The following is a 25702-nucleotide window of genomic DNA, read 5'->3' as shown; positions in this document are numbered from 1 at the left end:
GAGGTTGTCTCCGGGCCGCCGCACGTGGCCATCACCTGCCCTTCGTGCCTAGCGGCGGGTGCGCCGTGGGGGCGTACGGATTTACTTCACAACGCCCAGGGAGGCGTAGTCGTAGCGGCCGTTGTAAGCGTCGGCCGTGTAGACGTTGGTCAGACGCGAACCGCGCCAGATCAGGTTCTTCTCGTGGGTGAAGGGCAGGTAGACCGCGGCCTCCGACACCTTCTGGTTCATCTGCTTGTAGAACTCGTTGGCCTGCGCGATGTCCGTCGCCGCGATCGCGTCGTCGAACAGCTTGTTGATGGCCGGGTCGTTCAGCATCGAGAAGTTGTTGTTGCCGGAGTCCAGGATGAACCGGCCGTCGACCAGCGGCTGCGAGAAGCCCTGACCGGTCGGGAAGTCGGCACCCCAGCCCATGATGATGATGCCGTAGCCCTTCTTCCGGACGTTGTCCGGGGCACCGATGATGCCGGAGGTCTGGGCGCCGTCGAACTGGTCGATCTGGGCGTCGATGCCGACCTTCTTCAGCGAGGCCTGCAGGGACTCGGCCGTGGCGATCTCGAGCGGCTTGTTGTTGCGGACCGCGATGGTGGTCTTGAAGCCGTTCGGCTTGCCACAGGCCGCCAGGTGCTCCTTGGCCGCGGCGACGTCGCCGTTCTCGTTCTTCTTGACCTCGTACGGGTCGTAGGCCGGGTCGGCACCGCCGATGGCGGGCGGCAGCATGTTGGTGGCGATGTCACCGCCGGCCTGGGGGCCGCCACGCGCGGTCTGCAGCGACTTGTGGTCGGCGCCGACGATCACGGCCTTGCGGCACTCGATGTTGTCGAAGGGCGCGACGTCGGTCGGCATGACCGCGTACCGGATGAAGCCGGTCTGCGGGTTGTCGACGTTGTTGCGGTTCTTCGGGTTGAGCGCCTCGGCGCGCGCGGCCTGGCCGACGCCCGTCGCGTTCAGGTCGAGGTCGTACTCACCGGCGATCAGGCGCTTGTCCATGTCGTCGGCGTTGGTGGTCAGCGTGACGCTGATGTTGTCCGGCAGCGCCTTGCGCACGTCGTCGGTCGCCGCGTCCCAGTTGGGGTTGCGGGACAGCTCCGCGCCCTTGGTCGGCGTGTAGGAGTCGATCTTGTACGGGCCGTTGGAGAACGGCTTGAGGGTGTACTTCTCCTTGGTGTCCTTGTCCTGGCGGACAGGGGTCGCGGAGGGCATCGCCAGCATCTGCTCGAAGTCGGAGTTCGCCTTCGGGAGCTTGAAGATGATGGTCTTGTCGTCGGGCGTCTCGATCGCCGACAGGCCCAGCTTGTCAGCGGACGTGTCCTTGTACGGGCCCTTGTACTTGCCCTCGGGGTCGAGCACCTGCTGCAGGTAGATCGGACCGCCGGACAGCACGTCCTGCGCCCAGATGCGCTCGATGCCGTACTTGATGTCCTTCGTGGTGACGGGCTGGCCGTCCTCCCACTTGACGCCGTCCTTCAGCGTGTACTTGTAGGTCTTGCCGCCGTCGGAGACCTCGGCCAGACCGGACGCCATGTCGGGGACGAGCTCGGTGCTCGCCTTGCCCGGCTCGGCCTTGTACGTGATCAGCTGACGGGTGTAGTAGCGGGCGAAGTCCCACATGAAGCCGTAGTAGCCGCGCTGCGGGTCCAGGAAGTCGAAGTCCTGCGACCCGATGAACTTCAGCGTGCCGCCCTTCTTCGTCGACGCGTTGAGGACCTTGCCCACGCCGCCGTTGAAGGCGATCTTCGCCCCGGCCGAGCCCTTGTCCTTGTCGTCCGAGCCGCCGTCGCCACCACCGCATGCTGCGGTTGACAGCAGCGCCGCGACTATGACGGCCGACGCTGCTGCCTGTCGGCGCCTCGATGAGCGATGGGTTGTCACGATGTCGCAACCTCCGTGGTAGACGCGGACCCGGGACCGGGCCGCCCTTTTTCTTGACCGCCGGCCGGTGTTCTGCCGGCGGCGTTGTGCGGGTGGAACTGGTGGTGCAGCAGGGCTCAGCGAGAGCCCTTCGGGTCGAGCGCGTCACGCACGCCGTCGCCGAAGAGGTTGAAGGCCAGCACGGTGATGAAGATGGCCGTACCCGGGATGATCATGAACATCGGGTCGGTCTCGTACGTGGTGATCGCCTTCGACAGCATCTGGCCCCAGGACGAGGTGGGCGCCTTCACGCCCACGCCCAGGAAGCTCAGTGCCGCCTCGGTCAGGATGTTGGTCGGGATCATCAGCGTCGTGTAGACGGTGATCGGCGCGATCAGGTTCGGCAGCAGCTCGCGGAAGATGATGTAACCGCGGCCCGCGCCCAGGCTGGTGGCGGCCTCGACGTACTCCCGCTCACGCAGCGAGAGCGTCTGGCCGCGCACGATACGGGCCACGTACGGCCAGCCGAAGAAGCCGATGACGACGACCAGTACGCCCATCCGCACGCCCGTGCCCTCGAAGCCGAGCAGCTCGTTCGGGACGACGGAGACCAGCGCGATGGTGAACAGCAGCTGGGGGAAGGCGAGCAGCATGTCCATCGTGCGGCTGATGATCGCGTCGATCCAGCCGCCGAAGAAGCCGGCGACGACGCCGAAGACCGTGCCGAGGAGGACGGCGAACATCGCGGCGAGGAACGCCACGAGCAGCGAGACCCGGGCGCCGTAGACGATGCGGCTGAAGACGTCGCGGCCGTTGATCGGCTCGACGCCGAACAGGAAGTCCTTGGTGATGCCGCCCCAGTCCTTGACCGGCGTACCGAACAGCGGGTCGATCTGGTCCTCGTGGAACTCGTCCGGCGGGTGGCCGAACATGTCCACGATCAGCGGGGCGAATATCGCGACGAGGATGAGGAAGATGACGACGACGCCGCCCGCGAGCGCGACCCGGTCGCGCTTCAGCCGGGTCCAGGCGATCTTCCAGGGAGACCTGCCTTCGATCGCCTTGGCCGGGACGTCGGCAGCTACATCGACGGCTGCGGTTTCCGCCGCGCTGGTGTCGTGCAAAGGTGCCGTCATGGTGGTGGGGACCCCTCTCGGCCGGTGGTGACCGGCCTGATACCTGCCGCACGGGAGCGACTGGTCTTCATCACTGGTGCAAGTCGTGCTGGTGGTGCGCAAACGGTCTGTGAAGGTGTCGCGCCCGGGACGGAACGTCCCTTGGTGCGGGAGTCTTCATTGCGTTCGCGATCACACACCAGACCTGTCGGGGAATGGATGCGCAACCGTGATGTGCGATGAAGGTTTCCGTTATACGGACAGCGGCCGGTTCTGAGCGGATTCCCAACTGGGCGACCGATCCGGTGATCTCGCTCCGAAGGGGGCGGATCGGGCGGAGCGGTCTCAGGATGTGTACGGGGTGTTTCGCGGGGGTGCGCCGGATGTGCTCCCCGGCGTTTCCGGCGCCGCGAGAGTGCCGCGGGGGGGGACCCCTGGCCCGCCCCGTCAGCCCGCCGGCCGCCAGCCCGGGGCCGGGGGGTAGCCGTAGCCGGAGGGGGCGCCGGCCGGGCCGCCGCCGAAGGCGCCGCGGTCGAAGAACGGGCGGGCGTTCGCCCGCATCCACATCGCGACCGGGTCGAAGTCGTCCGCCAGGGCGACGGAGGAGACGGGCAGGCCGGACGGCACCGCGGCCACGGAGTCCTGCATCATCCGGCGGGCGGCCGTCACGGACTGCTCGCCCGCGTCGTACAGATCGAGGCCGATCGCCAGATACGGCTCGCCCAGGGCGGGCTGCACCCAGGCGCGGGTGAGGGTGCGTACGGCGGGCGTGCGGTGCGCGTTCTGGCCGAGCAGGGCGTAGAACTGCTGGACGTCCACGGACGGTTCGGAGATCCGCAGCGGTCCGGCGGGCAGCGTCGTCAGCCCCGCGACGACGCGGCGCAGGTCCAGCCAGGGGACGCCGACGCCGCCGCCGGGGGTGTGCGGATCCAGCCACAGGCCCCAGCGGTCGGGGTAGAGGGCGGACGCGATGTCGCGGCCCGAGACCACCTCGTGCGCACGGTTCCAGCCACTCTTGGCGAGCTGCTCCTCACCGGTCACGCAGGGGACGTAGCCGTGGCCGGCCACCTCCATGCCGCCGTACTGGGCGTCGGGCGAACCCTTTCGCCCCTGCCACAGCAGCATCCAGACCTGGCCCTCGGCCAGGCCCTCGAGCAGGCGCTCGTACGCCTCGTAGCGGCCCGGGGCCATGTCACCGACCAGCCGCCCGAGCCCGTTGCCCGCGCCCCCGTTCACGTCCCCTCAGCCCCCTCGTCCGGCAAGTACGCCCAGCGTGGGCCATCCAACCAGGTTAGGCCCCCGCCCAGAAGCCCCGACCCCCGGTGTCGCCCGGTTCCGTGCGCGCGCCGGGGGTCACCGGGTGAAGAACGGCCGCACGCGCTCCCGGAGCCAGCCGATGACCGGGTCGTCGGCCGCGTCCAGGAACACGAGCTGGACCGGCCAGGTCACCGGGTGCGCGGCCAGCGCGCGGCCCAGCGCGGCGAGCGCTGCGTCGCGGGCGTCCGGCGCGGCCGGGTCGTACAGCTCGACGCCCACGAAGAGCTGGGCCGGGCCGGTCTCGACCGCGGCGAGGCCGCGCCGCGCGCTGTACACCTGGGGCGTCGCCTCGAACTCCGCCCGCGCGGCGGCGAGGAAGTCGACGGGATCGTCCTGCCAGTCCGGCTCGTACAGCCGGACCCGGCCCCCGCTGGGCGCACCCGGGGCGGACCGCTCCCGCGCCAGCTCCGCCACCGCCGCGGGCGGGAGCGGAATCCCGACGGCACCGCCGGGGTTGACCGCGATCCCGAGCTGCGGCGGCAGGCCCCGGGCGAACTCCCGCGCGGGCGCGACCGTGAAGGACATGTGCGTCCCCACGACCGCCAGGAACTGCTCCTTCGAGGAGAAGACCGGTACGTACGCCGCGCCGCCGATCTCCGTCGTGGGCAGCCGCAGGGTCTCCGACGTGGGCCCGCCGCCCTCCGGCAGCGGCACCCACAGATGGCTGCGCCCGAGCACCTCCAGCAGCCGCGGCACGGCCCCGGGATCGCCGAGGGCGGCCTGGAGGACCTCCTCCAGCTCGTTCACGGGGAAGGACGGCTCGGGCAGCTGCGACGGGATGCTCACGGCCAGCGAGCCTAGTCCAAGGAGCCGAACCGGAACCGCCGCACCGCGTCCGCCCCCGCCCGGTCGAGCACGACCGCCGGATAGCCCGTGCCCCCGCGCGCCACCGCAGCCCGCAGCCGCCCCGTGGCCCGGCGGTGCCGGGCGAACGCGTACCGCGACACCCGGCGCCCGCGCGCCGTCTGCCCGTCCAGCGCCGTCTCCGGGTCCACGTCGAGCAGCACCAGGTGCATCCCGCGCCCCGACCGCCGTACGGACCGCTCGATGCCCCAGCGCACCCATGGCAGCACCCCGCAGTCGTGCACCACGAGGCTGTGCCCGCCGCGCAGCGCCCGCAGCAGCCCGCGGTAGTGGGAGACGCGGACCAGCGGCCGGTACACGGCGTACGGCAGCCACCGCCCCGCGGGCCCCGCGGCCCAGCGGTCCCGGACGTTCTGCGAGTCGACGCGCTGCACCCCCTCCGGCACGGTCCGCCGGATCAGGGTGGACTTCCCGCTGCCGGGCAGCCCGGAGACGACGACCACATCACCCTCGGGAAAGCTCAGCACCGGCCGCCGCCGCGGTTCGGCCGGCGCCGGCGCGGCGCGCGGCGCGCAGACCGCCGGGATCCCCGTACGCACCCCCGGACCCGAGTCCTCCACGTGATCGTCCCCCTCCGTTCGGTCGTACCGTGCAGCGTCGCAAGCGCGCAGCCCGCCGACAAGGAGGCGTCCTGCCCCGGACCGGTCCGGGGCATGCAATGATGTGGCCCACCAAACTGCATACCGGCCGCTCAAATCCGCGCGGGAGAGTCCCGGAGTCCTTTCCAGCAAAGGGCCGCCGGGCGCCGAAGGAGCAACTCCCTCCCAGGAATCTCTCAGGCCCCGTACCGCGCGGGCGAGGCAGCTCTGAAAAGCGGGCATTGCATCCATACCGGGTACAACGCCTCACCCAAGGTGCAAGCCGCCCCCGAAGAGGGGTTGTGGCGAACCTCTCAGGTACCGATGACAGAGGGGGAGGATGTCTGCCCACCCCTGTCCGGGAGCCTGACCATGACTTCTGCCCTGCGTCTGACGGCGCTCGACGCCACGCACCGCGCCCTCGGCGCGACCATGACCGACTTCGCCGGCTGGGACATGCCGCTGCGTTACGGCAGCGAACGCGACGAGCACAACGCCGTCCGCACCCGCGCCGGTCTCTTCGACCTCTCCCACATGGGCGAGATCACCGTCTCCGGCCAGCAGGCCGGCGAGCTGCTGGACTACGCGCTGGTCGGCCGGCTCTCCGTGCTGGGTGTGGGCCGCGCCCGCTACACGCACATCTGCCAGGAGGACGGCGGCATCCTGGACGACCTGATCGTCTACCGCCTCGCCGACCAGGAGTTCATGGTCGTCGCCAACGCCTCCAACGCCCAGGTCGTGCTGGACGCGCTCACCGAGCGCGCCCCCGGCTTCGACGCCGAGGTGCGGGACGACCGCGAGGCGTACGCCCTGATCGCCGTCCAGGGCCCCGAGTCCCCGGCGATCCTGGCCTCCGTCACGGACGCGGACCTCGACGGGCTGAAGTACTACGCCGGCCTGCCCGGCACGGTCGCCGGCGTCCCGGCGCTCATCGCCCGGACCGGCTACACCGGCGAGGACGGCTTCGAGCTGTTCGTCCGCCCGGAGCACGCCGTGGCGCTGTGGGAGGCCCTGACGGCGGCGGGCGCGGACCGCGGCCTCGTCCCGTGCGGGCTGTCCTGCCGCGACACGCTGCGCCTGGAGGCGGGCATGCCGCTGTACGGGCACGAGCTGACGACCGCGCTCACCCCCTTCGACGCGGGCCTCGGCCGGGTCGTGAAGTTCGACAAGCCGGTGGACTTCGTCGGCCGCAAGGCGCTGGAGCAGGCCGCGGAGCGCGCCGAGGCGGCTCCGCCGCGCGTCCTGGTGGGCCTGGTGGCCGAGGGCCGCCGGGTGCCGCGCGCGGGCTTCGCCGTGGTCGCCGACGGTCAGGTGGTCGGCGAGGTCACCTCGGGCGCCCCCTCCCCCACGCTGGGCAAGCCGATCGCCATGGCGTACGTCGACGCGGCCCACGCCGCGCCGGGCACGGCGGGCGTCGGCGTCGACATCCGCGGCACCCACGAGCCGTACGAGGTCGTGGCCCTGCCGTTCTACAAGCGCGAGCGCTGAGCCCCTCCGATCCGCCGGCGCGAGCGCGCCGTATCCGTACCGTCACGCAGCACACCCACGTATCCAGGAGAATCACCCCATGAGCAACCCCACGCAGCTTCGCTACAGCAAGGAACACGAGTGGCTCTCCCCCGCCGAGGACGGCGTGGCCACCATCGGGATCACCGCCCACGCCGCCGACGCCCTCGGTGACGTCGTCTACGTCCAGCTCCCCGAGGTCGGCGACACCGTCACCGCCGGCGAGTCCTGCGGCGAGCTGGAGTCCACCAAGTCCGTGAGCGACCTGTACTCCCCCGTCACGGGCGAGGTCGTCGCGGCCAACCAGGACGTCGTCGACGACCCGGCCCTCGTGAACAGCGCCCCGTTCGAGGGCGGCTGGCTGTTCAAGGTCCGGATCTCGGACGAGCCCGAGGACCTGCTGTCCGCCGACGAGTACACCGCGTTCACCGCGGGCTGAGGACCACGGACGATGACGAACCTTCTGAACGGCTCCCTCCACGAGGTCGACCCGGACGTCGCCGCCGCCGTGGACGCCGAGCTCAAGCGCCAGCAGTCGACCCTCGAGATGATCGCGTCGGAGAACTTCGCGCCGGTCGCGGTCCTCGAGGCGCAGGGCTCGGTGCTGACCAACAAGTACGCCGAGGGCTACCCGGGCCGCCGCTACTACGGCGGCTGCGAGCACGTCGACGTGGTCGAGGACCTGGCGCGCGACCGGATCAAGGCGCTGTTCGGCGCCGAGGCCGCGAACGTGCAGCCCCACTCGGGCGCCTCGGCGAACGCCGCCGCGATGTTCGCGGTGCTGAAGCCGGGCGACACCATCCTGGGCCTGGACCTGGCCCACGGCGGTCACCTGACCCACGGCATGAAGATCAACTTCTCCGGCAAGCTCTACAACGTGGCCGCGTACCACGTGGACGCCGAGACCGGCCAGGTCGACATGGCCGAGGTCGAGCGCCTGGCCAAGGAGCACCGCCCGCAGCTGATCATCGCCGGCTGGTCGGCGTACCCGCGCCAGCTGGACTTCGCCGAGTTCCGCCGTATCGCGGACGAGGTCGGCGCGCTGCTCATGGTGGACATGGCGCACTTCGCCGGCCTGGTGGCCGCGGGCCTGCACCCGAACCCGGTGCCGCACGCGGACATCGTCACGACCACCACGCACAAGACCCTCGGCGGTCCGCGCGGTGGCGTGATCCTGTCGAAGCAGGAGCTGGCCAAGAAGATCAACTCCGCGGTCTTCCCGGGTCAGCAGGGCGGCCCGCTGGAGCACGTGATCGCGGCGAAGGCGGTGTCCTTCAAGATCGCGGCCGGCGAGGAGTTCAAGGAGCGCCAGCGGCGCACCCTGGAGGGCGCGAAGATCATCGCAGAGCGCCTGCTGCAGGACGACGCGCGCGAGGCGGGCGTCTCCGTCCTCTCCGGCGGTACGGACGTGCACCTGGTCCTCGTCGACCTGCGCGACTCCGAGCTGGACGGCCAGCAGGCCGAGGACCGGCTGCACTCGGTGGGCATCACCGTGAACCGCAACGCGGTGCCGAACGACCCGCGCCCCCCGATGGTGACGTCGGGCCTGCGGATCGGCTCGCCGGCGCTGGCGACGCGCGGGTTCCGGGCGGAGGACTTCCGCGAGGTCGCGGACGTCATCGCCGAGGTGCTGAAGCCGGGCTTCGACGAGGCCAAGGCCGCGTCGCTGTCCGCCCGCGTCTCGGCGCTGGCCGAGAAGCACCCGCTGTACCCGGGTCTGTGAGGCGGGGGTGCCGGGGCGGGTCGTCCCGCCCCGGCACCGTCCCGTAAAACGGTCCCCGCCCGCCCGGGGGCCAAGCCCCATCCAGGCTATCGGCGACCACTGACAACCGGCGCAGCCGGGCGGCCGTCGCGCGGGCTGTAACCGGGCCCACACCGCACGGATGCCGCCCTCCGCCTGCCCAGGGCGCACACTGGGTGGGAGGGCGGCGTCAAGCGCGCCGCCCTCACGGCCTGGCGCCCACCGGGCCGAGCGGCCCGGCGCCCACCGGGCCCCGCAGTCCCGCCCCACCCCTGGCAGGACCGGCGTCCGTCCCCGTTCCACCCACGACAGGACAAGGGAGTCCGGCCACCGTGGCAATCTCCGTCTTCGACCTCTTCTCCATCGGCATCGGCCCGTCGTCGTCCCACACCGTCGGCCCGATGCGCGCCGCGCGGATGTTCGCGCGCCGGCTGAAGAACGAGGGTCTGCTCGCGCACACCGCCCGGGTCCGCGCCGAGCTGTTCGGCTCGCTGGGCGCCACCGGCCACGGCCACGGCACGCCGAAGGCCGTGCTGCTGGGCCTGGAGGGCCACTCCCCGCGCACGGTGAACGTCGAGTGGGCGGACTCGGAGGTCGAGCGGATCCGCGAGACCGGCCGGCTGCACCTGCTCGGCGCGGAGATAGGCGAGGACCACACCCTCGACTTCGACGCCGACAAGGACCTGGTCCTGCACCGGCGCCGCTCCCTGCCGTACCACGCGAACGGCATGACGCTCTTCGCGTACGACGCCGCGGGCGCCCCGCTGCTGGAGAAGACGTACTACTCGGTCGGCGGCGGTTTCGTGGTCGACGAGGACGCGGTCGGCGAGGACCGCATCAAGCTGGACGACACGGTGCTGAAGTACCCGTTCCGCACGGGCGACGAGATGCTGCGGATGGCCCGCGAGACGGGCCTGTCGATCTCCTCGCTGATGCTGGAGAACGAGAAGGCGTGGCGTACGGAGGACGAGATCCGCGCCGGCCTGCTGGAGATCTGGCGGGTGATGCGCGAGTGCGTGGCCCGCGGCATGTCGGTGGAGGGCATCCTCCCGGGCGGCCTGAAGGTCCGCCGCCGCGCCGCCAAGACCGCCCGCCAGCTGCGCGCGGAGGGCAACCGCTCCGAGCACGCGATGGAGTGGACCACGCTGTACGCGATGGCGGTGAACGAGGAGAACGCGGCGGGCGGCCGCGTCGTCACGGCCCCCACGAACGGCGCCGCGGGCATCATCCCGGCGGTCCTGCACTACGCCCGCGACTTCGTCCCCGGCACGGACGACGACGCGATCGTGCGCTTCCTGCTGGCCGCGGGCGCGATCGGCATGCTGTTCAAGGAGAACGCCTCGATCTCGGGCGCCGAGGTCGGCTGCCAGGGCGAGGTCGGCTCGGCCTGCTCGATGGCGGCGGGCGGCCTGGCGGAGATCATGGGCGGCACGCCGGAGCAGGTGGAGAACGCCGCGGAGATCGGCATCGAGCACAACCTGGGCCTGACCTGCGACCCGGTGGGCGGCCTGGTCCAGATCCCGTGCATCGAGCGCAACGGCATGGCGGCGGTGAAGGCCGTGACGGCGGCCCGGATGGCCCTGCGCGGCGACGGGCAGCACTTCGTCTCGCTGGACAAGGCGATCAAGACGATGAAGGAGACGGGCGCCGACATGAAGGTCAAGTACAAGGAGACGGCGCGGGGCGGGCTCGCGGTGAACGTCATCGAGTGCTGAGTCAACAGGCCCTGACCAGTGCGTTCGTTTCTTTCAGCGCTGTCAGGGCCTTCCCTTCCTACGCGGTGGAAAGCCCCCTGGAGACTCCCTGAGCGCAGACGTGGAAGTCCCTGAAAAGTCCCTGGGAAGTCCCCACGGAAGGAGCTCTTGACCTGCAGGTTTGCGGTATGCGATCAACACCGGATGCACCGCTCACCCACCACGGAATGTATCAAATCGATCCCCCCGGCCCACATGAGGGGTACTATTCGATACATGGACGCTGCGGAAAACTCGCGCCTGGAACAGCGGCTGGCCGGCCTGTCCCCCACATTCACGACGGCGCAGGCACGTCAGGCCCTGCTCTCCCCTCGCGATCTGGCGCACTTGGTTACGGAAGCGGAGATAGACGAACTGTCCCGTGGGGTGTACAGGCGTGCAGACGCCCCCGAGACCGCGCACGCGGATCTGCTGGCCGTGTGCGCACGGGCACCTCGCGCCGTCGTGTGCGGTGAATCCGCCCTGGCCCTGCATGAGCTGATCGACGACATCCCCGCAGCAGTACACATCGCCGTGCCGCGCGGTACACGCCGCCCGACGATCTCTTATCCGCCGACCGTGGTGGCGCAGTACGCCGCGAAGACCTTCGACCTCGGTATCGAACGGTTCGAAGCAGCCCCGGGAGAGACCATCCCCATGTACAACGCGGCCCGCAGCGTCGTCGACGCGATGCGCCACCGCAGCCGCCTCGGCGAGACCCTCGCCCTGTCCGCGCTCGGCCGCTACCTGCGCCGGAGCGGGCGCGGCGGAGTCGGCGAACTTCAGCACGTCGCACGCGAGTTGGACGCTCTCTCCGTCGTCCGCCCCGCCGTAGAGGCCGTGCTCGCCTGATGGCCAACCCCACCCGTGACACCACCGCCGGTCGCGTCTACAACGACCTGCGCAACCTGGCCCGCCGCACCAGCCGGTCAACGGACGAGGTCATGGTCGAGTACGTCCTCGAACGGTTCCTCTACCGCCTGGCCTCATCACCCCTGGGCCGGGAGCACTTCGTTCTCAAGGGTGGCCTGCTGCTCGCCCAGTTCGGCGCACGTCGAATGACCCGCGACATCGACATCCTCGGCCGCTCGTTCCCAGGCACAGAAACCGAGATCATCCACAGGATCGCGGCCATCGCCGCCACCGAGAGCGACGACGGAGTCGTGTTCGATCCCACGGCGCTCAAGACGGTTCCCATCCGCGAGGAGGACGAATACCACGGCCTACGCCTGTCCATGGCCGCCTCCCTCGCCCGAGCGCGACTCAAACTTCAACTCGACGTCAGCTTCGGCGACCCCGTCACGCCCGGCCCCCGGCTCATCAACTACCCACAACAACTCACGGAGGAAAGCTTCCAGATCTTCGGTTACCCACTGGCCACCGTCATCGCCGAGAAACTCTCCACCGCTGCCTCACTCGGCGACCTCAACACCCGCGACCGCGACTACGGTGACCTCTACCGCTTGCTCACCCTCAACGACCTGGACGGCCAAGAACTCACCACAGCACTGACCGCCACCGCCACACACCGCGGCATCACCCTGAAACCCCTCAGCTCCACCATCACCGACCTCGGCGAGCGCCGCCAGACCTCCTACACCGCCTGGCGCCGCCGGCAAGGCCCCGCCGCAACCAGCTACCCCGAACGCTTCACGGACGTCGTCCGGCAGGTCACCGCCTTCGCAGACACACTCCTCAACGGCGAGGCCGTCACCCTCACTTGGAGTTCGACGACCCTCACGTGGTCATGAACCAGGCCTGGCCGAGACCCGCACGTCCGGTTCGGAGGGAGACTGGACGGAAAACGACCTGCCCAGCAGCACCTCGCCGCCCGGTCGACCCTACGAAGAAGCTCCGCCGCCAACTGCGCCGACCGCCCTGGCAGAAGATGCCGTTGCTGAACCGCGGCGCACCCGCGGCCACGGACGGCGCGAGGTCCGCCTGCTGATGGTGTGCACCGTCGCGCCGGGGGGTGTTCTGGTGGGTGCTGGCCGGTATCCGGAGGAGTTCAAGCGGGACGCGGTGGAGCTGGTGCGAACCAGCGGCCGCACGGTCGGTTCGGTCGCGCGGGAGCTCGGGGTCAATCCCGAGTCGCTGCGCCAGTGGATGCGCGGGCCGGGGCCGGGCCCGACGGTGCCGTCGGTCGACACCGGTCCGGCAGGCGCGAGCGGCCGATGATGCGGCGCTCACCGAGCAGATTCGGGCGATACACGGCGAGGCGAAAGGCGCCTACGGAGTGCCCCGCGTTACCCGAGAGCTGCGCGAGGACGGGCCGGCGGTGAATCACAAGCGCGTCGCCCGTCTCATGCGGGCGGCCGGGATCTCCGGGCGGCACCTGCGGAAGGGCAAGCGCACCACGATCCCGGATGCCCGCGCGCCAAAGGCTCCCGATCTGCTTCAGCGAGACTTCACCGCCCCGCGCCCGGGCGTGCGCGGTGGACGGCGTCGTGTTTCACTCCGACCGCGGCACCGCCGCCTTCGCGTCGGCTTGCGGGAGACATGGCATACGCCGGTCCATGGTGCGCTTCGGATCGAGCTATGCCGATGCGCCGGCTGAATCGTTCTTCGCGAGCATCAAACGAGAACTCCTCTACGGCGAGCGGTGGCTGCGGAGTTGCGAGGCCCGACTCGCCGTGTTCTCGAACCTGGCTGCATAGTTCGCAGATATCCATATAGCGGGGCGAAGCCCACGCCGTGCTCACCCCCTGGCGAGTGCCCGGGAGTACTGCTCGTCGCTGACGGGCTCCAGCCAGGTTGTGCCGTCGCTCTCGCCGTCGCCGACGACCATGGCGATGTGTGCCATCAGTGTCGTGTCGGTGGCGCCGTGCCAGTGGTCCTCGCCGGCGGGGCACTTCACGGTGTCGCCCGCGCTCACGCGCACCACACTGCCGTCGCGGGTGCCGACCAGGCCGGTGCCGTCGGTGACGTGGAGGGTCTGGCCGTTGGCGTGGGAGTGCCAGTTGGTACGGGCGCCCGGGGTGAAGCGGACCAGGGCCGCCGTCAGGTTGGCGGGGCTGGTCGGCGTCTCGATCACGTTGAGGTAGACGTCGCCGGTGAACCGTTCGGCCGGGCCCTTGGCCGTCGGCGTCGAGGTGATGTGCTCCATGGGTCTGTTCCTTGCTGCGTTCGGGGAGTGGCCGGGGGTGGGCGGGTGCCCGGGTCAGGGGTTGAGGAGGGCCTTGATGGCGCGGCGTTCGTCCATCGCCTGGTAGCCCTCGGCGACCTGCTCCAGCGGCAGGGTGAGGTCGAAGACCCGGCCCGGGTCGATCCGGCCGCTCAGGACGAGCTCGATCAGGTCGGGCAGGTAGCGGCGTACGGGGGCGGGGCCGCCCCGCAGTCCGACGTGGGAGTAGAACAGCTCCTGCCCGTCGACGGCCACGTCGTGCGGGACGCCGACGAAGCCGACGCTGCCGCCCGGGCGGGCCGAGTGCAGGGCCTGCCGCATGGCCTCGGCGGTGCCGACGCACTCCAGCACGCTGTCGGCGCCGATTCCGCCGGTGAGCTCCTTGATCCGCGCCACGCCCGCGTCGCCGCGCTCGGCGACGATGTCGGTGGCGCCGAACTCCAGGGCCAGCTTCTGCCGGGGCTCGTGGCGGCTCATCACGATGATCCGTTCCGCGCCCATCTGCTTCGCGGCGATCACCGCGCACAGGCCGACGGCCCCGTCGCCGACCACCACGGCGGTGGAGCCGGGCGCGACCTCGGCCGCGTCGGCGGCCCACCAACCCGTGCCCATGACGTCGGAGACGGCCAGCAGACCGGGCCACAGCTCCTCGCCCGGCACCTCGTCGGTGGCGACCAGGGTGCCCTGGGCGTTGGGGATGCGTACGTACTCGGCCTGGCAGGTGCTCATGAACTCCCGGTGCAGGCAGTTGGACTGGAAGCCGTTACGGCAGTTCGCGCAGGTGTTGTCCGAGGCGGCGAACGAGCCGACCACGAACTGGCCCGGCCTGACGGCCGTGACCTCGGCCCCGACCTCCTCGACGAACCCGACGTACTCGTGCCCGATCGGGTGCGGGTCGCCGATCGGCTCCAGACCGCGCCAGCGCCACAGGTCCGAGCCGCACACACAGGTGACCGCCGTACGGATGACGGCGTCCGTCGGGTGGAGGATCTTCGGGTCGTCCAGCGTCTCGAAACGGACGTCGCCGGGGGCGTGGATCACTGCGCCGCGCATGAGGGTTCCTTACGTACGGGGGCCGGGGCGGGCTCGCTGCCCGCCGCCGGGGCGGCCGGGGGGAAGGGGCCACGTCATCCAGGTAACCGCTCCTCACCGCGGTCGGCCAGTCACCGCCGATGGGTGTACCGGCAGTACCTCCCTCCCGCGGCGCGGCGCGCGTACGGTCGAAGGGTGGACAACCAGCAAGAGGTCCGCGCGTTCCTCACCTCGCGGCGCGCCAGGATCACCCCCGAGCAGGCCGGGCTGCCCTCCGGGCCCCGGCGCCGCGTCCCCGGCCTGCGCCGCAGCGAGGTGGCCGCCCTCGCCGACATGAGCGTGGAGTACTACGCCAAGCTCGAACGCGGCAACCTCGCCGGCGTCTCCCCCGCCGTCCTGGAGGCCGTCGCCCGCGCCCTGCGCCTCGACGACGCCGAGCGCGCCCATCTGCTGCACCTGGCCCGGGCCGCGGACGGCTCCGACGCCCTCACCCGCCCCCGGCGCCGCCGCACCGCCCTGCAGTGGACGCCGCACCGCAGCCTGCAGTGGACGCTCGACGCGTTCACCGAGGGCCCGGCGTTCGTCCGCAACGGCCGGATGGACATCCTGGCGTCCAACGCGCTCGCCCGCGCCTTCTACAGCGACGTCTACGCCACCCCCCGCAACCAGGCCAACCTCGCCCGCTTCACCTTCCTGGACCCCGCCGCCCACCGCTTCTACCCCGACTGGGACACGGCCGCCGACATCACGGTGGCGATCCTGCGCACGGAAGCGGGCCGCAACCCCCACGACAAGGAGCTGCACGACCTGGTCGGCGAACTGTCCACCCGCAGCGACGACTTCCGCACCCGCTGGGGCGCCCACAACGTACGCCACCACGGCACCGGCACCAAGAAGTTCCACCACCCCGCCGTCGGCGACCTCACGCTCGCGTACGAAGGTCTGGAGCTGGCCGCCGAGCCCGGCCTCACCCTGACCGTCTACGCCGCCGAACCCGGCTCACCGTCGGAGGAGGGCCTGCGCCTCCTCGCCTCGTGGGCGGCGACCCGGCAAGCCCCGGCCCCGGGCCACACCGCGACCGGAGCTGCCTGAGGCTACGCGTCGGCCGCCGCGGACCGGCGGCGGTGCCGGCGGCGGGCCACCAGCGCCGATACGACGAGCAGCACCGCGACGAACGCCGCAAGCGGCCCCGGCCCCACCCCGTCGACCCGGTCCGCGAGCGCCCGCTGCACCGCGCCCGCACCGTCGATCACCGGGTCGGCCAGTGCGGGATCGCGCCGGGCGCGGATCTCGTACCAGCCGTAGTACGCGACGTACGCCCCCACCGCGAGCAGCAGTCCCCCGCCGATCCGCGGCGCCCAGGCGCCCACGCGGCGCAGCCGGGCGACGGCCGTGCTGCGGGTGAGGGCCACCGTCAGGGAGGCGGCACCCACGACGAGGCCCATCCCCGCCGCGTACGCCACGAACAGGGACGCGAACCCCAGCGTCATCGCCGCCGTGGCGGTCAGCCGATGAGCCCGGCGACCTTCTCCGCCAGTACGTCGCCGCCGGGGAAGACACCCTCGTAGAACGAGCCCTTGAAATACCGAACCACTCGGTTTAGTTTTAGGAGTGACAGCGCAGCACCCGATCCCCGCTCGATGGAAGGGACCACCTCCATGCGTTACGCAGTCCTCGGCACCGGCATCGTCGGCCGGACCGTCGCCGCCCGGCTCGCCGCCCTCGGCCACGAGGTCGCCGTGGGTACCCGCGACCCCGAGGCCACCCTCGCCCGCACCGAACCGGACCACTTCGGCAACGTGCCGTTCTCCGAGTGGCTCGCCGACCACGGGCAGATCCGGCTGGAGTCCTTCGCCGACGCCGCCGCCTGGGGCGAGGCCGTCGTGAACGCCACCCAGGGCGCGGCCAGCCTGCAGACCCTCGAGGCGGCGGGCGCGGCGAACCTCGCCGACAAGGTGCTCATCGACATCTCCAACCCCCTGGACTTCTCCCAGGGCGTCCCGCCCTCGCTGAACCCGGTCAACACCGACAGCCTCGGCGAGCAGCTCCAGCGCGCCTTCCCCGAGGCGAAGGTCGTCAAGACGCTCAACACCATGAACTGCGCGATCATGATGGACCCGTCCCTGGTCGCGGGCGAGCACAACGTGTTCGTCTCGGGCGACGACGACGGCGCCAAGAAGGCCGTGACCGAACTGCTGGTCTCCATCGGCTGGCCGCAGCACGCCGTCCTCGACCTCGGCGGCATCGAGACCGCCCGCGGCACGGAGATGCTGCTCCCGGTCTGGCTGCGCCTGTACGGCGCGTTCGGCCACTCGGACTTCAACTTCCACATCCAGGTGGCCGGTTCGTCCCGATGAGCGACACGAGCACCAACCGCGGCGCCGGGCGGCCGAGGTCCGCGGAGAAGGACGCCGCGATCCTGCGGGCCGCCCTGGAGCTGCTGGCGTCGCACGGCTACACCCGGATGAGCCTGAGCCAGGTGGCGGCGGCGGCGCAGGTCAGCAAGTCCACGATCCATCTGCGCTGGAAGACCAAGGCGGACCTGCTCACCGCCGCCCTGGCCGCACTGCGCATGGCGGACGCGCCACCGGCGAGCGGCGACACCCGGACGGATCTGGTGGCCGTGCTGCGCGACTTCGCCGCCACGGTGGAGCGGGTACGGGGCATGGCCCTCATCGGCACCTGCCTGGCCGAGGAGGCCCACACCCCGGAGCTGCTGGCCCTGCTCCGGGAGCGCACGGTGCTCCCCCGGCGCGCCCTGCTGCGCGACGTGCTCGAACAGGCCGCCGACCGGGGCGAGATCCGCCGCGGCTCCGACCTCGAGGCGGCGGTCTCCGCCCTGCTCGGCCCGTACTACGCCGGCTACATGGCCACCAGCGCACCGCCCCCGGACTGGGCCGAGTCGGCGGTGGACCTGGTGCTGGCGGGGCTTCGGCCGTAAGGGACGTTCGTACGGAGCGACCCGGCGGCACCGGGGCTCAGGACCGTACGCGCGCCACCGTGGTGGTGCCCGCGCCGACCGGCCCGATCCGCAGCACGGTCCCGGTGGTGTCGGTCGACCACGTCACGCCCGCGCTTCCCCGCCCTCCGGGCGCGGGGGCGGCGACCTGGTAGTCCCGGGGATCGGCGGTGCCGATCTCCACCTCCACCACACCCCTGGAATTGGGCGGCAGGGTGACCCGGACCTGATGGCTGTCCTCGTCCCGGTGCACGAGGACCGACACAGGACCTCGCACGGACGGCACGGTTCCCCTGACCTCGGTCAGGGCACCGGTCCTCGGCCGGATCAGGAACTCCTCCGCCCCCGGCCTGGTGATCTGGACGCCGAGCACGTGCCGGGCGACCACGTTCGCGGGCGCGGAGGCCCAGGCGTGGGAGAAGGTCATGTTGGGCTTCAGCGCGGGGTCCCACGCCTCGGTGACGATCGTGGCGTTCAGCCCGTCGAGCATGTGCAGCCAGGAGTTGGTCGCGGTGGACGTCATGAGCCGGATGGCCGCGTCGGAGCGGCCGAGCCGGAAGAGCGCGTCGAGGAGGAACTGCGCTCCGTAGACGCTCACTTTCATCCCGCCCGCGACCAGTGTGTCGCCGAGTCTGCGCCGTACGTCGTCGGGCAGGGAGTCCGCGACTCCGAGTGCGACGGGGAAGGCGGTGGCGTGCTGGGCGCTGTGGGTGGTTCCCGCACCGTCCACGAACCGGCCCGCCGCGCCGTCGAGCAGGGTGCCGCACATGGCCGCGGCGAGGGTGTCGGCGCGCCCGCGGTACTGCCGGGCGTCGTCGGTCCTGCGCAGTGCGGCCGCGCACTTGGCCAGGGCGTCGAAGGCGGCGTACTGGAAGGCGTTCACGACGGTGTTGACGTCGGTGAAGACATAGCCGTCGCGGTTCGTCACCGGCCAGTCGACGAGGTCGCCGAGGTCCCGGCTGCTGGAGCCGGGTTCCTTGTGGACGAGGCCGTCGGCGCCCAGGTACGGGGTGAGGTTCTTCGCGGCGAGGAGGTCGTAGTCCTCGGCCAGCTGCCTGTCGTCGCCGGTGGCGAGATAGTCCTCCCACGCGGAGAGCGCGCACATGAGGCGGTACTCGGTGGGCCAGGTGCCCTTGCGGACCAGATAGCCGTTGGACCACCGGGCGAGTGCGTAGGAGCGCTGGACGCCGTACTCGGAGAGCTGGTTGATCAGGGCGTCGCCCTCGTATGGGCCGCGCTCCCTGGTGGGCGTGTCTGCGTAGAGGTCGCCGCGCGTGGCTTCGATGGAGTAGCGGCACAGGTCCCAGACGCGGTCGAGTGCGGGGTCGGAGCTGCTGAAGGCGGAGGCCGCGCCGTCCCAGTCCGCCTTCCACGCGCGTCCGGTCACGACGGCTTGCGAGAGGTCGGCCGTCGTACGCAGTTCGGCCCAGCGGAAGCCACGGTAGCCCCAGTGCTCGAAGCGCTGCGCTCCGTCGCGCAGCGTCCATACCTCGCGATAGGTGTTCCCGGCGCGCAGAACGTACTTGACGGTGCCGTCGGGGTTGAGCTCCTCGCCCAGGCGTACGTCGACGGTGTCCCCGGCCCTGCCCGTCACGCGCATCGACAGGCCGCCGACGATCTCCCGGCCGAGGTCAACCAGCCAGCGCCCTTCGGCGACCTCGGTGACCGAGACGGGTACGACGTCGTGGAGACGGACCGGCTCGAGGCGGGCGGGGGCGAGTCCGTCGATGGCGGTGCGGGACGCGGGGCGTTCCCAGTCACCGTCGTCGTAGCCGGCCTCGGTCCAGCCGGTCGGCTCGCGGCGCAGGTCCCAGTACTCCTGAGGGGCCGTGTAGAAGCTGCTGCCGGCGCTTCCCCGCGGAGGGAGCATGCCTGCCTGGCGGCGGGCCTTCCACGTGCCGCCGGACCCGATGGTCGCCCGGGATCCGTCGGCGTAGGTGATCTCCAGCTGCGCCAGGAACTTCCTGGACGTCGTGGTGTTGCAGAGCGCGGCCAGGGCGTTCGCCTGTCCGGCACGGACGGTGCCGGTGATGTCGAGGACGTGGTAGGCGGTCCCCTCGCCCGAGCGCACCGAGGTGTAGCCCACCACGTCGCCGTTGCTCCACATCTTGGCGACGTACTGGCGGCCGGGGGAGGGGGAGTCCGCCGCGGCGTAGAGGATCGCGGCCGCGATCTCCTTGTCGGGCAGCGTGTACTCGGTGCGCAGCAGAGCCCAGCTGCCGTCGTCGCCGTACGACGAGAGGGACGAGGCTCCGGTGGGGAACGTCAGTACGCCGTTGGCGATCGAGCCGGCGCTGAAGGTGCCCTTGTCGGAGGTGAAGTCGTCGTCGAGCAGGACCGTGCCGTCGGCGTCGGTGAAGGTGATCCGGTCGTAGGTCTGCGCCTCGGTGGAGCCGTTGCGCAGGCCGACGTTGCCGCTTGCGTACCGGGTGTCGGTGGTGGTGTCGACGACGGTGCCGTTCACGGTGGTGGTGAAGGTGGGACCGCTCATCGTGACGGCGAAGTCCAGCCACTCGCCGGGGGTGACGGCGAACGGCAGGGGGACCTCGGCGAGGACGGTGTACGTGCCGTTGACGCAGACGTGCTTGCGCAGTACGCCGGTGCTTCCCGCGCGCAGCTGCCAGAGGTAGTTGCTGCCGGTGCTCGCGGCGCGGAACCACAGGCCGGCGGCGACGGAAGTGATCTTGAGGCGGGCGGTGAGCGTGCCGTCCGCGAGGGTCCTGCCGGCCGGAGCCCAGATGGGCTCGGCCGTCCATTCGTCCTCGACCGACGTGGCCAGCAGCGCCGGCTGCGACCACGCGGATCGCTCGCTCCCCCAGCTGCTCACCCGCCACCAGTAGGCGGTGCGCGGCTCGAGGGACGGTCCCGTGTAGGGAACGGCGACGGAGTCGGCCGACGTGACCTTGCCGGAGTCCCATACGAGGTCGTCGTCCTCGAACGCGCCCGGCCTCGCGGCGAGCTGCAGCTGGTAGGCGCTCTGCGGCGCCCCGGCACCGGAGCCGGGGAGCTGCCAGCTGAAGCGCACGGTGCGTCCGGCGTCCACGCCGAGACCCTGGGGCATCAGGTCGGCCAGCATCCCGGTGGGGGCGGGCGGCTGCGCGCCTCCTCCGGCCGCGGCGGCGGCCGGGCTGGCGGTGGCCGGGCTGGCGGCGGCGGGGCTCGCGGCGGCCGGCCACGGCCGGGACAGGACGACCGAGGCGGCGGCGGCACCGCCGACCTGCAGGAGGCGCCGGCGCGGGAGGTCTCGGGGCATGACATTCACCGTTCATGAAAGGTTTCAATCAAGTAACCGGGAGATTAGACCTCACCGTTCGGGTTGGTCAATGACGCGGACGTGGCGGGATCATCCAAGATTGAAACGTTCAACGATGAGCCTGCGACGGCCCGAGATGGTCGATGATGCGGTCGGCCGCCGACTCGGGGATGCCGAAGAGCGGGGCGAGCCGATCCCCGCGGAGAGTGATCGCTCTACTTCATTCGTCGAACGAGGTAGGCAACGGTCGCCGTCGCCTGGCCCTCGAATTCGATCTCGCCCTCCGCGGAGGAATAGATCCGGTAACGATGCCCCCCGAGCGCGAACACCGTTGCGATCGGCGACTCGGCATCCTCGTCGGCGAACAGCACGAACTTGTGGCCGAGACGCGGAAAGAGGCGGCTGAGGACCGGGTCCTCGGCGGCCACACGGATGAGCTCGGTGTAGACGGAGGATTTCTCGTCCGCCAGGCTCGCCCACTGGAAGGCTCGGGCGTTCCCCCGTTCACGGGCAAGGTCCAACCCGGAGAACGACACGAACCGATACCGCTCGGCCAGTTGCTCCAAGCCCACGCCCCTCAGCCATACAGCCGTGGCGCCGACCACCGAGGCCGTGTCGGACGCAAGGCCCCGGCCCTGGTCCTTCCCGTTCGACCAGAAGGTCACATGGTAGCCACTCGGCAGACCGAGCACCTGAACCGCACGCCCGTCGCGCTCGGCAAGGGCGATGACGGTGGGGTCGGCGCCGTGAGGCGTCGTGAACCCCGGCGATTCCGGCGTTCCGCGTGCTGAATTGAGGTCCAGCGCCAGATCGGATCCGCTCATCGTGTCCCACCGCTCGGGGAAGGCGGTCCGGGTCTTTCGCGTCGCAACGGTTCACCCGGCGACGAAACCCCGGGGACGCGGGTCTCCCGGGGATCGAGAGCAATCCGGGTGGGAATCTCCGGCAAGGCTCCGACGAGCGTCGAGACCAACTCGGGCTTCGGCAACTGCGGTCGCGGCTGGGACACGGGAGGATCCTCCCCCCTCGGAGCACTCAGCGATACGCGGAGTTGAGAGCTTGGGGGAGCGCGTGCCGGGCGGCGCGCACCCCGGCAAGATCCGAAAGGCAGGCTCTAAGTCACGCCAGGCCCGGGCCTGCACCCGGCGGGCCGGGCGGCGGTGCGGCGCCGGCCCCGCGGCCTGACCGCCCCTCAGGGCCCGCGTCCCACGCAGTGGGGCGGGCTCACAGGCGACCGCCCCACTGCGCGACGGCGGCCGGCACCGGACCCGGGCCTGGCGACCCCGACCGCGCCGGACACGGCGCAAGACGAACGCCACGGGCTCGACCGCGCCCGACACACCCCGGCGACGCCACGGTCTCCACCCCGCCCGCACGCCGTACGACGACGCCGCGGACTCGGCCGAGCCCCGAGCCCCGAGCACCCGGCACCGAGCCCCGAGCACCGGGCCCCGTACGGCGACGAGCCCACGCGGCAAAGCCTCGTCCGCCTCCCCGGCAGGGACCGCACCCGGCGCGTGGCCCTTGCCCCGAAAGCGCTCCGCAGGTTCGCCGCGCCGCAGCACGTCCGGCGGCGGGGACAACGGCGCCCACGGCCCCCGCCGCGGCCCGCGATACGGCCGCACGCCCCCAACACCCCCCACCCCGCCCCCAGGTGACCGCACCGAGTCGCCGCCCCGTCGCCCTTGACGCGTAGCAAGCGCTCTCATAGCGTGAGGGCACGTCCTTGATTAAAACGTTTCAATCAGGTGGGAGCACCGATGCGCCACCCTTCAGCCGTCCGTACGATCGCGGTCGTCTCGGCCGCCACGCTCGCCATGACCATGGGATCCGCCGCCGAGGCGACCGACGCGGGTCAGGGCGTCAACGTCCCGCCCACCGCCCCCGGCTCCCTCACCGTCGACGACGTCGCCGCCCCGCTGAACGTCGAGGGCGCGCCGCTGTTCGGCTGGCTCCCCCGGGATCCCGACCCCGGGGAGATCCAGACCGCGTACCGGATCAGGGTCACCCGCGCCGGCGACGGCGAACCCGTCTGGGACAGCGGCCGGACCACCGCCGACACCCAGTCCTACGTGCCCTACCGAGGCCCGGAGCTGGCCCCCGGGACCGCCTACCGCTGGACCGTCCGCACCTGGGACCGCGCCGGCCAGGCGTCCCCGTACGCGCGGTCCGCGGTGTTCGAGACCGGCCTCGGCGACGGCGACTGGTCGGGCGCCGAGTGGATACGCCGGACCTCCACCGAGGCCGACGACTACACCCTCGCCCGCACCGAGACCCAGGTCGGGGACAGCCCGGTCGTCCGGGCCCGCGCCTACACCGCCGCGAACCACACGTACGAGCTGTTCCTCAACGGCCGCCGCGCGGACCGCGGCACCTCGTTCGCGTACCCCGGCGAGGGCTACTACCAGGCCGCGGACGTCACCGACCTGGTCAAGGCCGGCAAGCCCCTGGCCATCGGGGTGCGCTACCACTGGTACGGCGGCGGCCAGGGCCGGCCGGCCGGCGAACGGGGGCTGCTGCACAAGCTGGTGATCGAGCACGCCGACGGCAGCACCGAGACCGTCACCACCGGATCCGGCTGGCGCGTCACCCGCGACACCCGCTTCACCCCCGACGCCCCGCGGCGCAACGGCGAGGGCGACCGCGTCGACCAGCAGGACGCGCGCGGCGTCATCGACGGCTGGTCGGAGCCGGGCTTCGACGACGGCGGCTGGCAGCCGGCCACCGGCGTCGGCGCCCACCCGGCCGCCCCGTTCACGCACCTCACCGGCCAGGAGACGCGGGTCGAGGAGACCCGGGTCCACCCCGTGCGCCTGCTGACCGCCGCCGACGGCACGGTCGTCGCCGACTTCGGCAAGGTCGTACCCGCCCGTCCCGCCGTGCACTTCGACGCCGGGCAGGCGGGCCGGACCGTACCGCTGCGGACGGGTTACGAACTGACCGGCACCGGCCGCGTGGCCACGTCCTCGCTGGCCACCCAGGGGACGAACATGTCCTTCCCGTACATCCAGAAGGACGGCCCGCAGGACTACGCGGCCTTCACCCACCTCGGCTTCCGCTATCTGGAGATCCCCGGCGCGCAGGAGGAGTTCGACGCGGACGACGTCTCCGCGACCGTGGTGTACACCGCCGTACCGAACGACGGCGAGGCGAGCTTCCGCAGCTCGGACGAGACGCTGGACCAGGTCTGGGAGCTGCTGCAGCACTCGGCGCTGAACTCCGTCCAGGAGCAGTTCGTGGACACGCCGACGCGCGAGAAGGGCCAGTTCCTCGGGGACGCCGCGAACATCTCGTACGCCACCATGCAGGGGTTCCGCGAGCGCACCGCCACCCGCCAGGCCATCCGGGAGTTCCTCGACTCGCAGCGGCGCTACTGGAACTCGGGCGCCGACGCGGGCCGCTACAACGCCGTGTACCCGAACGGCGACGGCAAGCGGGACATCCCCGACTACACGGAGATGTTCGTGGACTGGGTGTGGCGCTACTACACCGTTACGGGCGACCGGGAGCTCCTCGCCGAGGCGTACCAGTCGATCCGCGCCACCGCGGAGTACGTGCTGCGCCACATCCCCGCCGACGGACCGACCGCCGGGCTGGTGACGAACCTGACCGGCGGCAGCGGCGCCTACCGCTACGGCATCGTCGACTGGCCCGAACCCGGCCGCTTCGGCTACGACATGGACACCGCCGCCCGCACGGTCATCAACGCCCTCGGCGTGGACGTCCTGCGCCGGACGGCCGACATGGCGCAGGAGCTCGGCCGGCCCGCCGCCGAGAGCGCCGGCTACCGCGGCGCCCAGCAGGGGCTGGTCGCGGCCATGAACGCCAGGCTGCGCGCCGCGGACGGGATGTACGTCGACGGGCTCAAGGCCGACGGCACCCAGAGCGCGCACCAGGGCCAGCACTCCACGTCGTACGCCATGGCCTTCGGCGTCGCACCGCGCGAGGACCACGCCCGGCTGGCCGACCGGATCGCGGCCATGGGCATGAAGCAGGGCCCGATGACCGCGCACCGGCTGCTGCAGGCGCTGTCCGAGGCGGACCGGCCGGACGCCGTACTGCGCCTGCTCACCGCGAAGGACGACCTGGGCTGGGCGAACATCCTCGACCAGGGCGCCACCTTCACCTGGGAGGCGTGGACGCTCGACGCGGGCAGCAACCACAGCCAGTCGCACGGCTGGGGCGCCCAGGCCGCCGTCGACGTCACCGAGACCCTGCTGGGCGTACGCCCCGGCGCCCCCGGCGGGGCGACGGTCCGGATCGTGCCCCCGGCGGAGGGACTGCGGTACGCCTCGGGCACCGTGCACACCCAGCGCGTGCCGGTGTCGCTGTCCTGGACGCGGGACGGGGGCGCGGTGAACGCCTCGGTCGAGGTGCCGGTGAACGTCGTGGCGCGGGTGGAGCTGCCCGCGGCCGGCGGGGTCGCCTACCGCGCGGTCGGCGAGGGCGACGCGCGCTACCTCGGCACCCGGGACGGCAGGGCCGTCTTCGAGACCGGCTCGGGAACGACGCGCTTCGTACCGGTGGCCTGACGCCGGTCGAGCCGTCGCACCCGCGCAGGATCGCCTCGATATCGGAGAAGTCCTCGCCCGACTCCGACGACTTCGCCCGGCGGGCCGGGGCGCGTGA

22 protein-coding genes, 1 pseudogene and 1 riboswitch are annotated in these 25702 nt (G+C 71.6%); of the genes and pseudogenes, 12 read left to right on the top strand and 11 right to left on the bottom strand.

Annotation, left to right across the window (positions count from 1 at the left end; translation table 11 throughout):
* Positions 1–81: 81 nt before the first annotated feature.
* The 5 genes from AB0M28_RS32415 to AB0M28_RS32395 form a co-directional block, all read right to left on the bottom strand.
* The gene (locus tag AB0M28_RS32415) at positions 82–1872 is read right to left on the bottom strand and encodes an ABC transporter substrate-binding protein (RefSeq protein WP_365412926.1); all 1791 of its coding nucleotides are present in this window, start codon (positions 1870–1872) and stop codon (positions 82–84) included.
* A 116-nt stretch (positions 1873–1988) separates the two neighbouring features.
* Positions 1989–2987 carry an ABC transporter permease gene (locus AB0M28_RS32410; RefSeq protein ID WP_365412924.1) on the bottom strand — a complete coding sequence of 333 codons (999 nt, stop codon included), beginning with the start codon at positions 2985–2987 and terminating at the stop codon, positions 1989–1991.
* A 426-nt stretch (positions 2988–3413) separates the two neighbouring features.
* Positions 3414–4157 carry an enhanced serine sensitivity protein SseB C-terminal domain-containing protein gene (locus tag AB0M28_RS32405; protein ID WP_365412932.1) on the bottom strand — a complete coding sequence of 248 codons (744 nt, stop codon included), beginning with the start codon at positions 4155–4157 and terminating at the stop codon, positions 3414–3416.
* A 162-nt stretch (positions 4158–4319) separates the two neighbouring features.
* Positions 4320–5069: an enhanced serine sensitivity protein SseB C-terminal domain-containing protein gene (locus AB0M28_RS32400; protein ID WP_365412922.1), complete on the bottom strand. Its 750-nt coding sequence runs from the start codon at positions 5067–5069 to the stop codon at positions 4320–4322.
* An 11-nt stretch (positions 5070–5080) separates the two neighbouring features.
* Positions 5081–5707 (bottom strand): AAA family ATPase, encoded by a 627-nt coding sequence (locus tag AB0M28_RS32395; protein WP_365412920.1) that lies wholly within the window; start codon positions 5705–5707, stop codon positions 5081–5083.
* Positions 5708–5839: 132 nt separating this feature from the next.
* A riboswitch (glycine riboswitch) is annotated at positions 5840–5947 on the top strand.
* A gap of 150 nt (positions 5948–6097) precedes the next feature.
* Here AB0M28_RS32395 and gcvT point away from each other — a divergent pair.
* The 8 genes from gcvT to AB0M28_RS32355 all read left to right on the top strand — a co-directional run bounded on the left by gcvT (position 6098) and on the right by AB0M28_RS32355 (position 13262).
* Positions 6098–7213 carry a glycine cleavage system aminomethyltransferase GcvT gene (gene gcvT, locus AB0M28_RS32390; RefSeq protein WP_365412918.1) on the top strand — a complete coding sequence of 372 codons (1116 nt, stop codon included), beginning with the start codon at positions 6098–6100 and terminating at the stop codon, positions 7211–7213.
* A gap of 79 nt (positions 7214–7292) precedes the next feature.
* A complete protein-coding gene (gcvH, locus tag AB0M28_RS32385) occupies positions 7293–7670 on the top strand; it encodes a glycine cleavage system protein GcvH (protein ID WP_365412916.1) in 378 nt (125 codons plus the stop codon).
* A 12-nt stretch (positions 7671–7682) separates the two neighbouring features.
* A complete protein-coding gene (glyA, locus tag AB0M28_RS32380) occupies positions 7683–8954 on the top strand; it encodes a serine hydroxymethyltransferase (RefSeq protein WP_365412914.1) in 1272 nt (423 codons plus the stop codon).
* 350 nt (positions 8955–9304) lie between these two features.
* A complete protein-coding gene (locus tag AB0M28_RS32375; protein ID WP_365412912.1) occupies positions 9305–10687 on the top strand; it encodes an L-serine ammonia-lyase in 1383 nt (460 codons plus the stop codon).
* A gap of 255 nt (positions 10688–10942) precedes the next feature.
* Complete coding sequence (locus AB0M28_RS32370) at positions 10943–11557, top strand: hypothetical protein (RefSeq protein WP_365412910.1); 615 nt, start codon at positions 10943–10945, stop codon at positions 11555–11557.
* The gene (locus AB0M28_RS32365) at positions 11557–12456 is read left to right on the top strand and encodes a nucleotidyl transferase AbiEii/AbiGii toxin family protein (protein ID WP_365412908.1); all 900 of its coding nucleotides are present in this window, start codon (positions 11557–11559) and stop codon (positions 12454–12456) included. Before AB0M28_RS32370 ends, AB0M28_RS32365 begins: the two co-directional genes overlap by 1 nt.
* 229 nt (positions 12457–12685) lie before the next feature.
* A complete protein-coding gene (locus AB0M28_RS32360) occupies positions 12686–12883 on the top strand; it encodes a transposase (protein WP_365412930.1) in 198 nt (65 codons plus the stop codon).
* Positions 12789–13262, top strand: coding sequence for an IS3 family transposase (locus AB0M28_RS32355; protein WP_365412928.1), 474 nt, complete (start codon positions 12789–12791; stop codon positions 13260–13262). Before AB0M28_RS32360 ends, AB0M28_RS32355 begins: the two co-directional genes overlap by 95 nt.
* Before the next feature lie 141 nt (positions 13263–13403).
* On the opposite strand, the gene AB0M28_RS32350 is transcribed toward AB0M28_RS32355, so the two are convergent.
* Positions 13404–13811 carry a cupin domain-containing protein gene (locus AB0M28_RS32350; protein ID WP_365412906.1) on the bottom strand — a complete coding sequence of 136 codons (408 nt, stop codon included), beginning with the start codon at positions 13809–13811 and terminating at the stop codon, positions 13404–13406.
* Positions 13812–13865: 54 nt separating this feature from the next.
* Positions 13866–14882: a zinc-dependent alcohol dehydrogenase family protein gene (locus AB0M28_RS32345; protein ID WP_365412904.1), complete on the bottom strand. Its 1017-nt coding sequence runs from the start codon at positions 14880–14882 to the stop codon at positions 13866–13868.
* A gap of 174 nt (positions 14883–15056) precedes the next feature.
* Here AB0M28_RS32345 and AB0M28_RS32340 point away from each other — a divergent pair, with 174 nt between their 5' ends.
* The gene (locus tag AB0M28_RS32340; protein ID WP_365412902.1) at positions 15057–15953 is read left to right on the top strand and encodes a helix-turn-helix transcriptional regulator; all 897 of its coding nucleotides are present in this window, start codon (positions 15057–15059) and stop codon (positions 15951–15953) included.
* A gap of 2 nt (positions 15954–15955) precedes the next feature.
* On the opposite strand, the gene AB0M28_RS32335 is transcribed toward AB0M28_RS32340, so the two are convergent.
* Positions 15956–16351: a hypothetical protein gene (locus AB0M28_RS32335; protein ID WP_365412900.1), complete on the bottom strand. Its 396-nt coding sequence runs from the start codon at positions 16349–16351 to the stop codon at positions 15956–15958.
* Between the two features lie 168 nt (positions 16352–16519).
* On the opposite strand from AB0M28_RS32335, the gene AB0M28_RS32330 reads away from it, so the two are divergent.
* Positions 16520–17218: an NAD(P)-binding domain-containing protein gene (locus AB0M28_RS32330; RefSeq protein ID WP_365412898.1), complete on the top strand. Its 699-nt coding sequence runs from the start codon at positions 16520–16522 to the stop codon at positions 17216–17218.
* Entirely contained in the window at positions 17215–17802 is a 588-nt protein-coding gene (locus AB0M28_RS32325) for a TetR/AcrR family transcriptional regulator (RefSeq protein WP_365412896.1), read from the top strand. The genes AB0M28_RS32330 and AB0M28_RS32325 overlap by 4 nt, the downstream gene beginning before the upstream one ends.
* Before the next feature lie 37 nt (positions 17803–17839).
* Here AB0M28_RS32325 and AB0M28_RS32320 read toward each other — a convergent pair whose 3' ends face one another.
* The 3 genes and pseudogenes from AB0M28_RS32320 to AB0M28_RS32310 form a co-directional block, all read right to left on the bottom strand.
* Positions 17840–21073: a family 78 glycoside hydrolase catalytic domain gene (locus AB0M28_RS32320; protein ID WP_365412894.1), complete on the bottom strand. Its 3234-nt coding sequence runs from the start codon at positions 21071–21073 to the stop codon at positions 17840–17842.
* A 118-nt stretch (positions 21074–21191) separates the two neighbouring features.
* A pseudogene (locus tag AB0M28_RS32315) lies at positions 21192–21284 on the bottom strand (IS5/IS1182 family transposase); the annotation flags it as partial.
* Between the two features lie 4 nt (positions 21285–21288).
* The gene (locus AB0M28_RS32310) at positions 21289–21897 is read right to left on the bottom strand and encodes a hypothetical protein (protein ID WP_365412892.1); all 609 of its coding nucleotides are present in this window, start codon (positions 21895–21897) and stop codon (positions 21289–21291) included.
* A 936-nt stretch (positions 21898–22833) separates the two neighbouring features.
* On the opposite strand from AB0M28_RS32310, the gene AB0M28_RS32305 reads away from it, so the two are divergent.
* Complete coding sequence (locus AB0M28_RS32305) at positions 22834–25605, top strand: family 78 glycoside hydrolase catalytic domain (RefSeq protein ID WP_365412890.1); 2772 nt, start codon at positions 22834–22836, stop codon at positions 25603–25605.
* Positions 25606–25702: the final 97 nt, after the last annotated feature.

Origin of the sequence: Streptomyces sp. NPDC051940, from assembly GCF_040680895.1 — a bacterium.
Taxonomy (GTDB): Bacteria; Actinomycetota; Actinomycetes; order Streptomycetales; family Streptomycetaceae; genus Streptomyces.
Note: the sequence above shows the minus strand (reverse complement) of the source record. Positions and strands in the feature narration are given on the sequence as shown.

What these genes read in the sequence shown, in the direction of transcription:
- AB0M28_RS32410 (WP_365412924.1), bottom strand. Translation starts at nt 2,987, where the DNA reads ATGACGGCACCTTTGCACGACACCAGCGCGGCGGAAACCGCAGCCGTC.
- AB0M28_RS32405 (WP_365412932.1), bottom strand. Translation starts at nt 4,157, where the DNA reads ATGGCCCCGGGCCGCTACGAGGCGTACGAGCGCCTGCTCGAGGGCCTG.
- gcvT (WP_365412918.1), top strand. Translation starts at nt 6,098, where the DNA reads ATGACTTCTGCCCTGCGTCTGACGGCGCTCGACGCCACGCACCGCGCC.
- gcvH (WP_365412916.1), top strand. Translation starts at nt 7,293, where the DNA reads ATGAGCAACCCCACGCAGCTTCGCTACAGCAAGGAACACGAGTGGCTC.
- glyA (WP_365412914.1), top strand. Translation starts at nt 7,683, where the DNA reads ATGACGAACCTTCTGAACGGCTCCCTCCACGAGGTCGACCCGGACGTC.
- AB0M28_RS32370 (WP_365412910.1), top strand. Translation starts at nt 10,943, where the DNA reads ATGGACGCTGCGGAAAACTCGCGCCTGGAACAGCGGCTGGCCGGCCTG.
- AB0M28_RS32365 (WP_365412908.1), top strand. Translation starts at nt 11,557, where the DNA reads ATGGCCAACCCCACCCGTGACACCACCGCCGGTCGCGTCTACAACGAC.
- AB0M28_RS32350 (WP_365412906.1), bottom strand. Translation starts at nt 13,811, where the DNA reads ATGGAGCACATCACCTCGACGCCGACGGCCAAGGGCCCGGCCGAACGG.
- AB0M28_RS32345 (WP_365412904.1), bottom strand. Translation starts at nt 14,882, where the DNA reads ATGCGCGGCGCAGTGATCCACGCCCCCGGCGACGTCCGTTTCGAGACG.
- AB0M28_RS32335 (WP_365412900.1), bottom strand. Translation starts at nt 16,351, where the DNA reads ATGACGCTGGGGTTCGCGTCCCTGTTCGTGGCGTACGCGGCGGGGATG.
- AB0M28_RS32330 (WP_365412898.1), top strand. Translation starts at nt 16,520, where the DNA reads ATGCGTTACGCAGTCCTCGGCACCGGCATCGTCGGCCGGACCGTCGCC.
- AB0M28_RS32325 (WP_365412896.1), top strand. Translation starts at nt 17,215, where the DNA reads ATGAGCGACACGAGCACCAACCGCGGCGCCGGGCGGCCGAGGTCCGCG.
- AB0M28_RS32320 (WP_365412894.1), bottom strand. Translation starts at nt 21,073, where the DNA reads ATGCCCCGAGACCTCCCGCGCCGGCGCCTCCTGCAGGTCGGCGGTGCC.
- AB0M28_RS32310 (WP_365412892.1), bottom strand. Translation starts at nt 21,897, where the DNA reads ATGAGCGGATCCGATCTGGCGCTGGACCTCAATTCAGCACGCGGAACG.
- AB0M28_RS32305 (WP_365412890.1), top strand. Translation starts at nt 22,834, where the DNA reads ATGCGCCACCCTTCAGCCGTCCGTACGATCGCGGTCGTCTCGGCCGCC.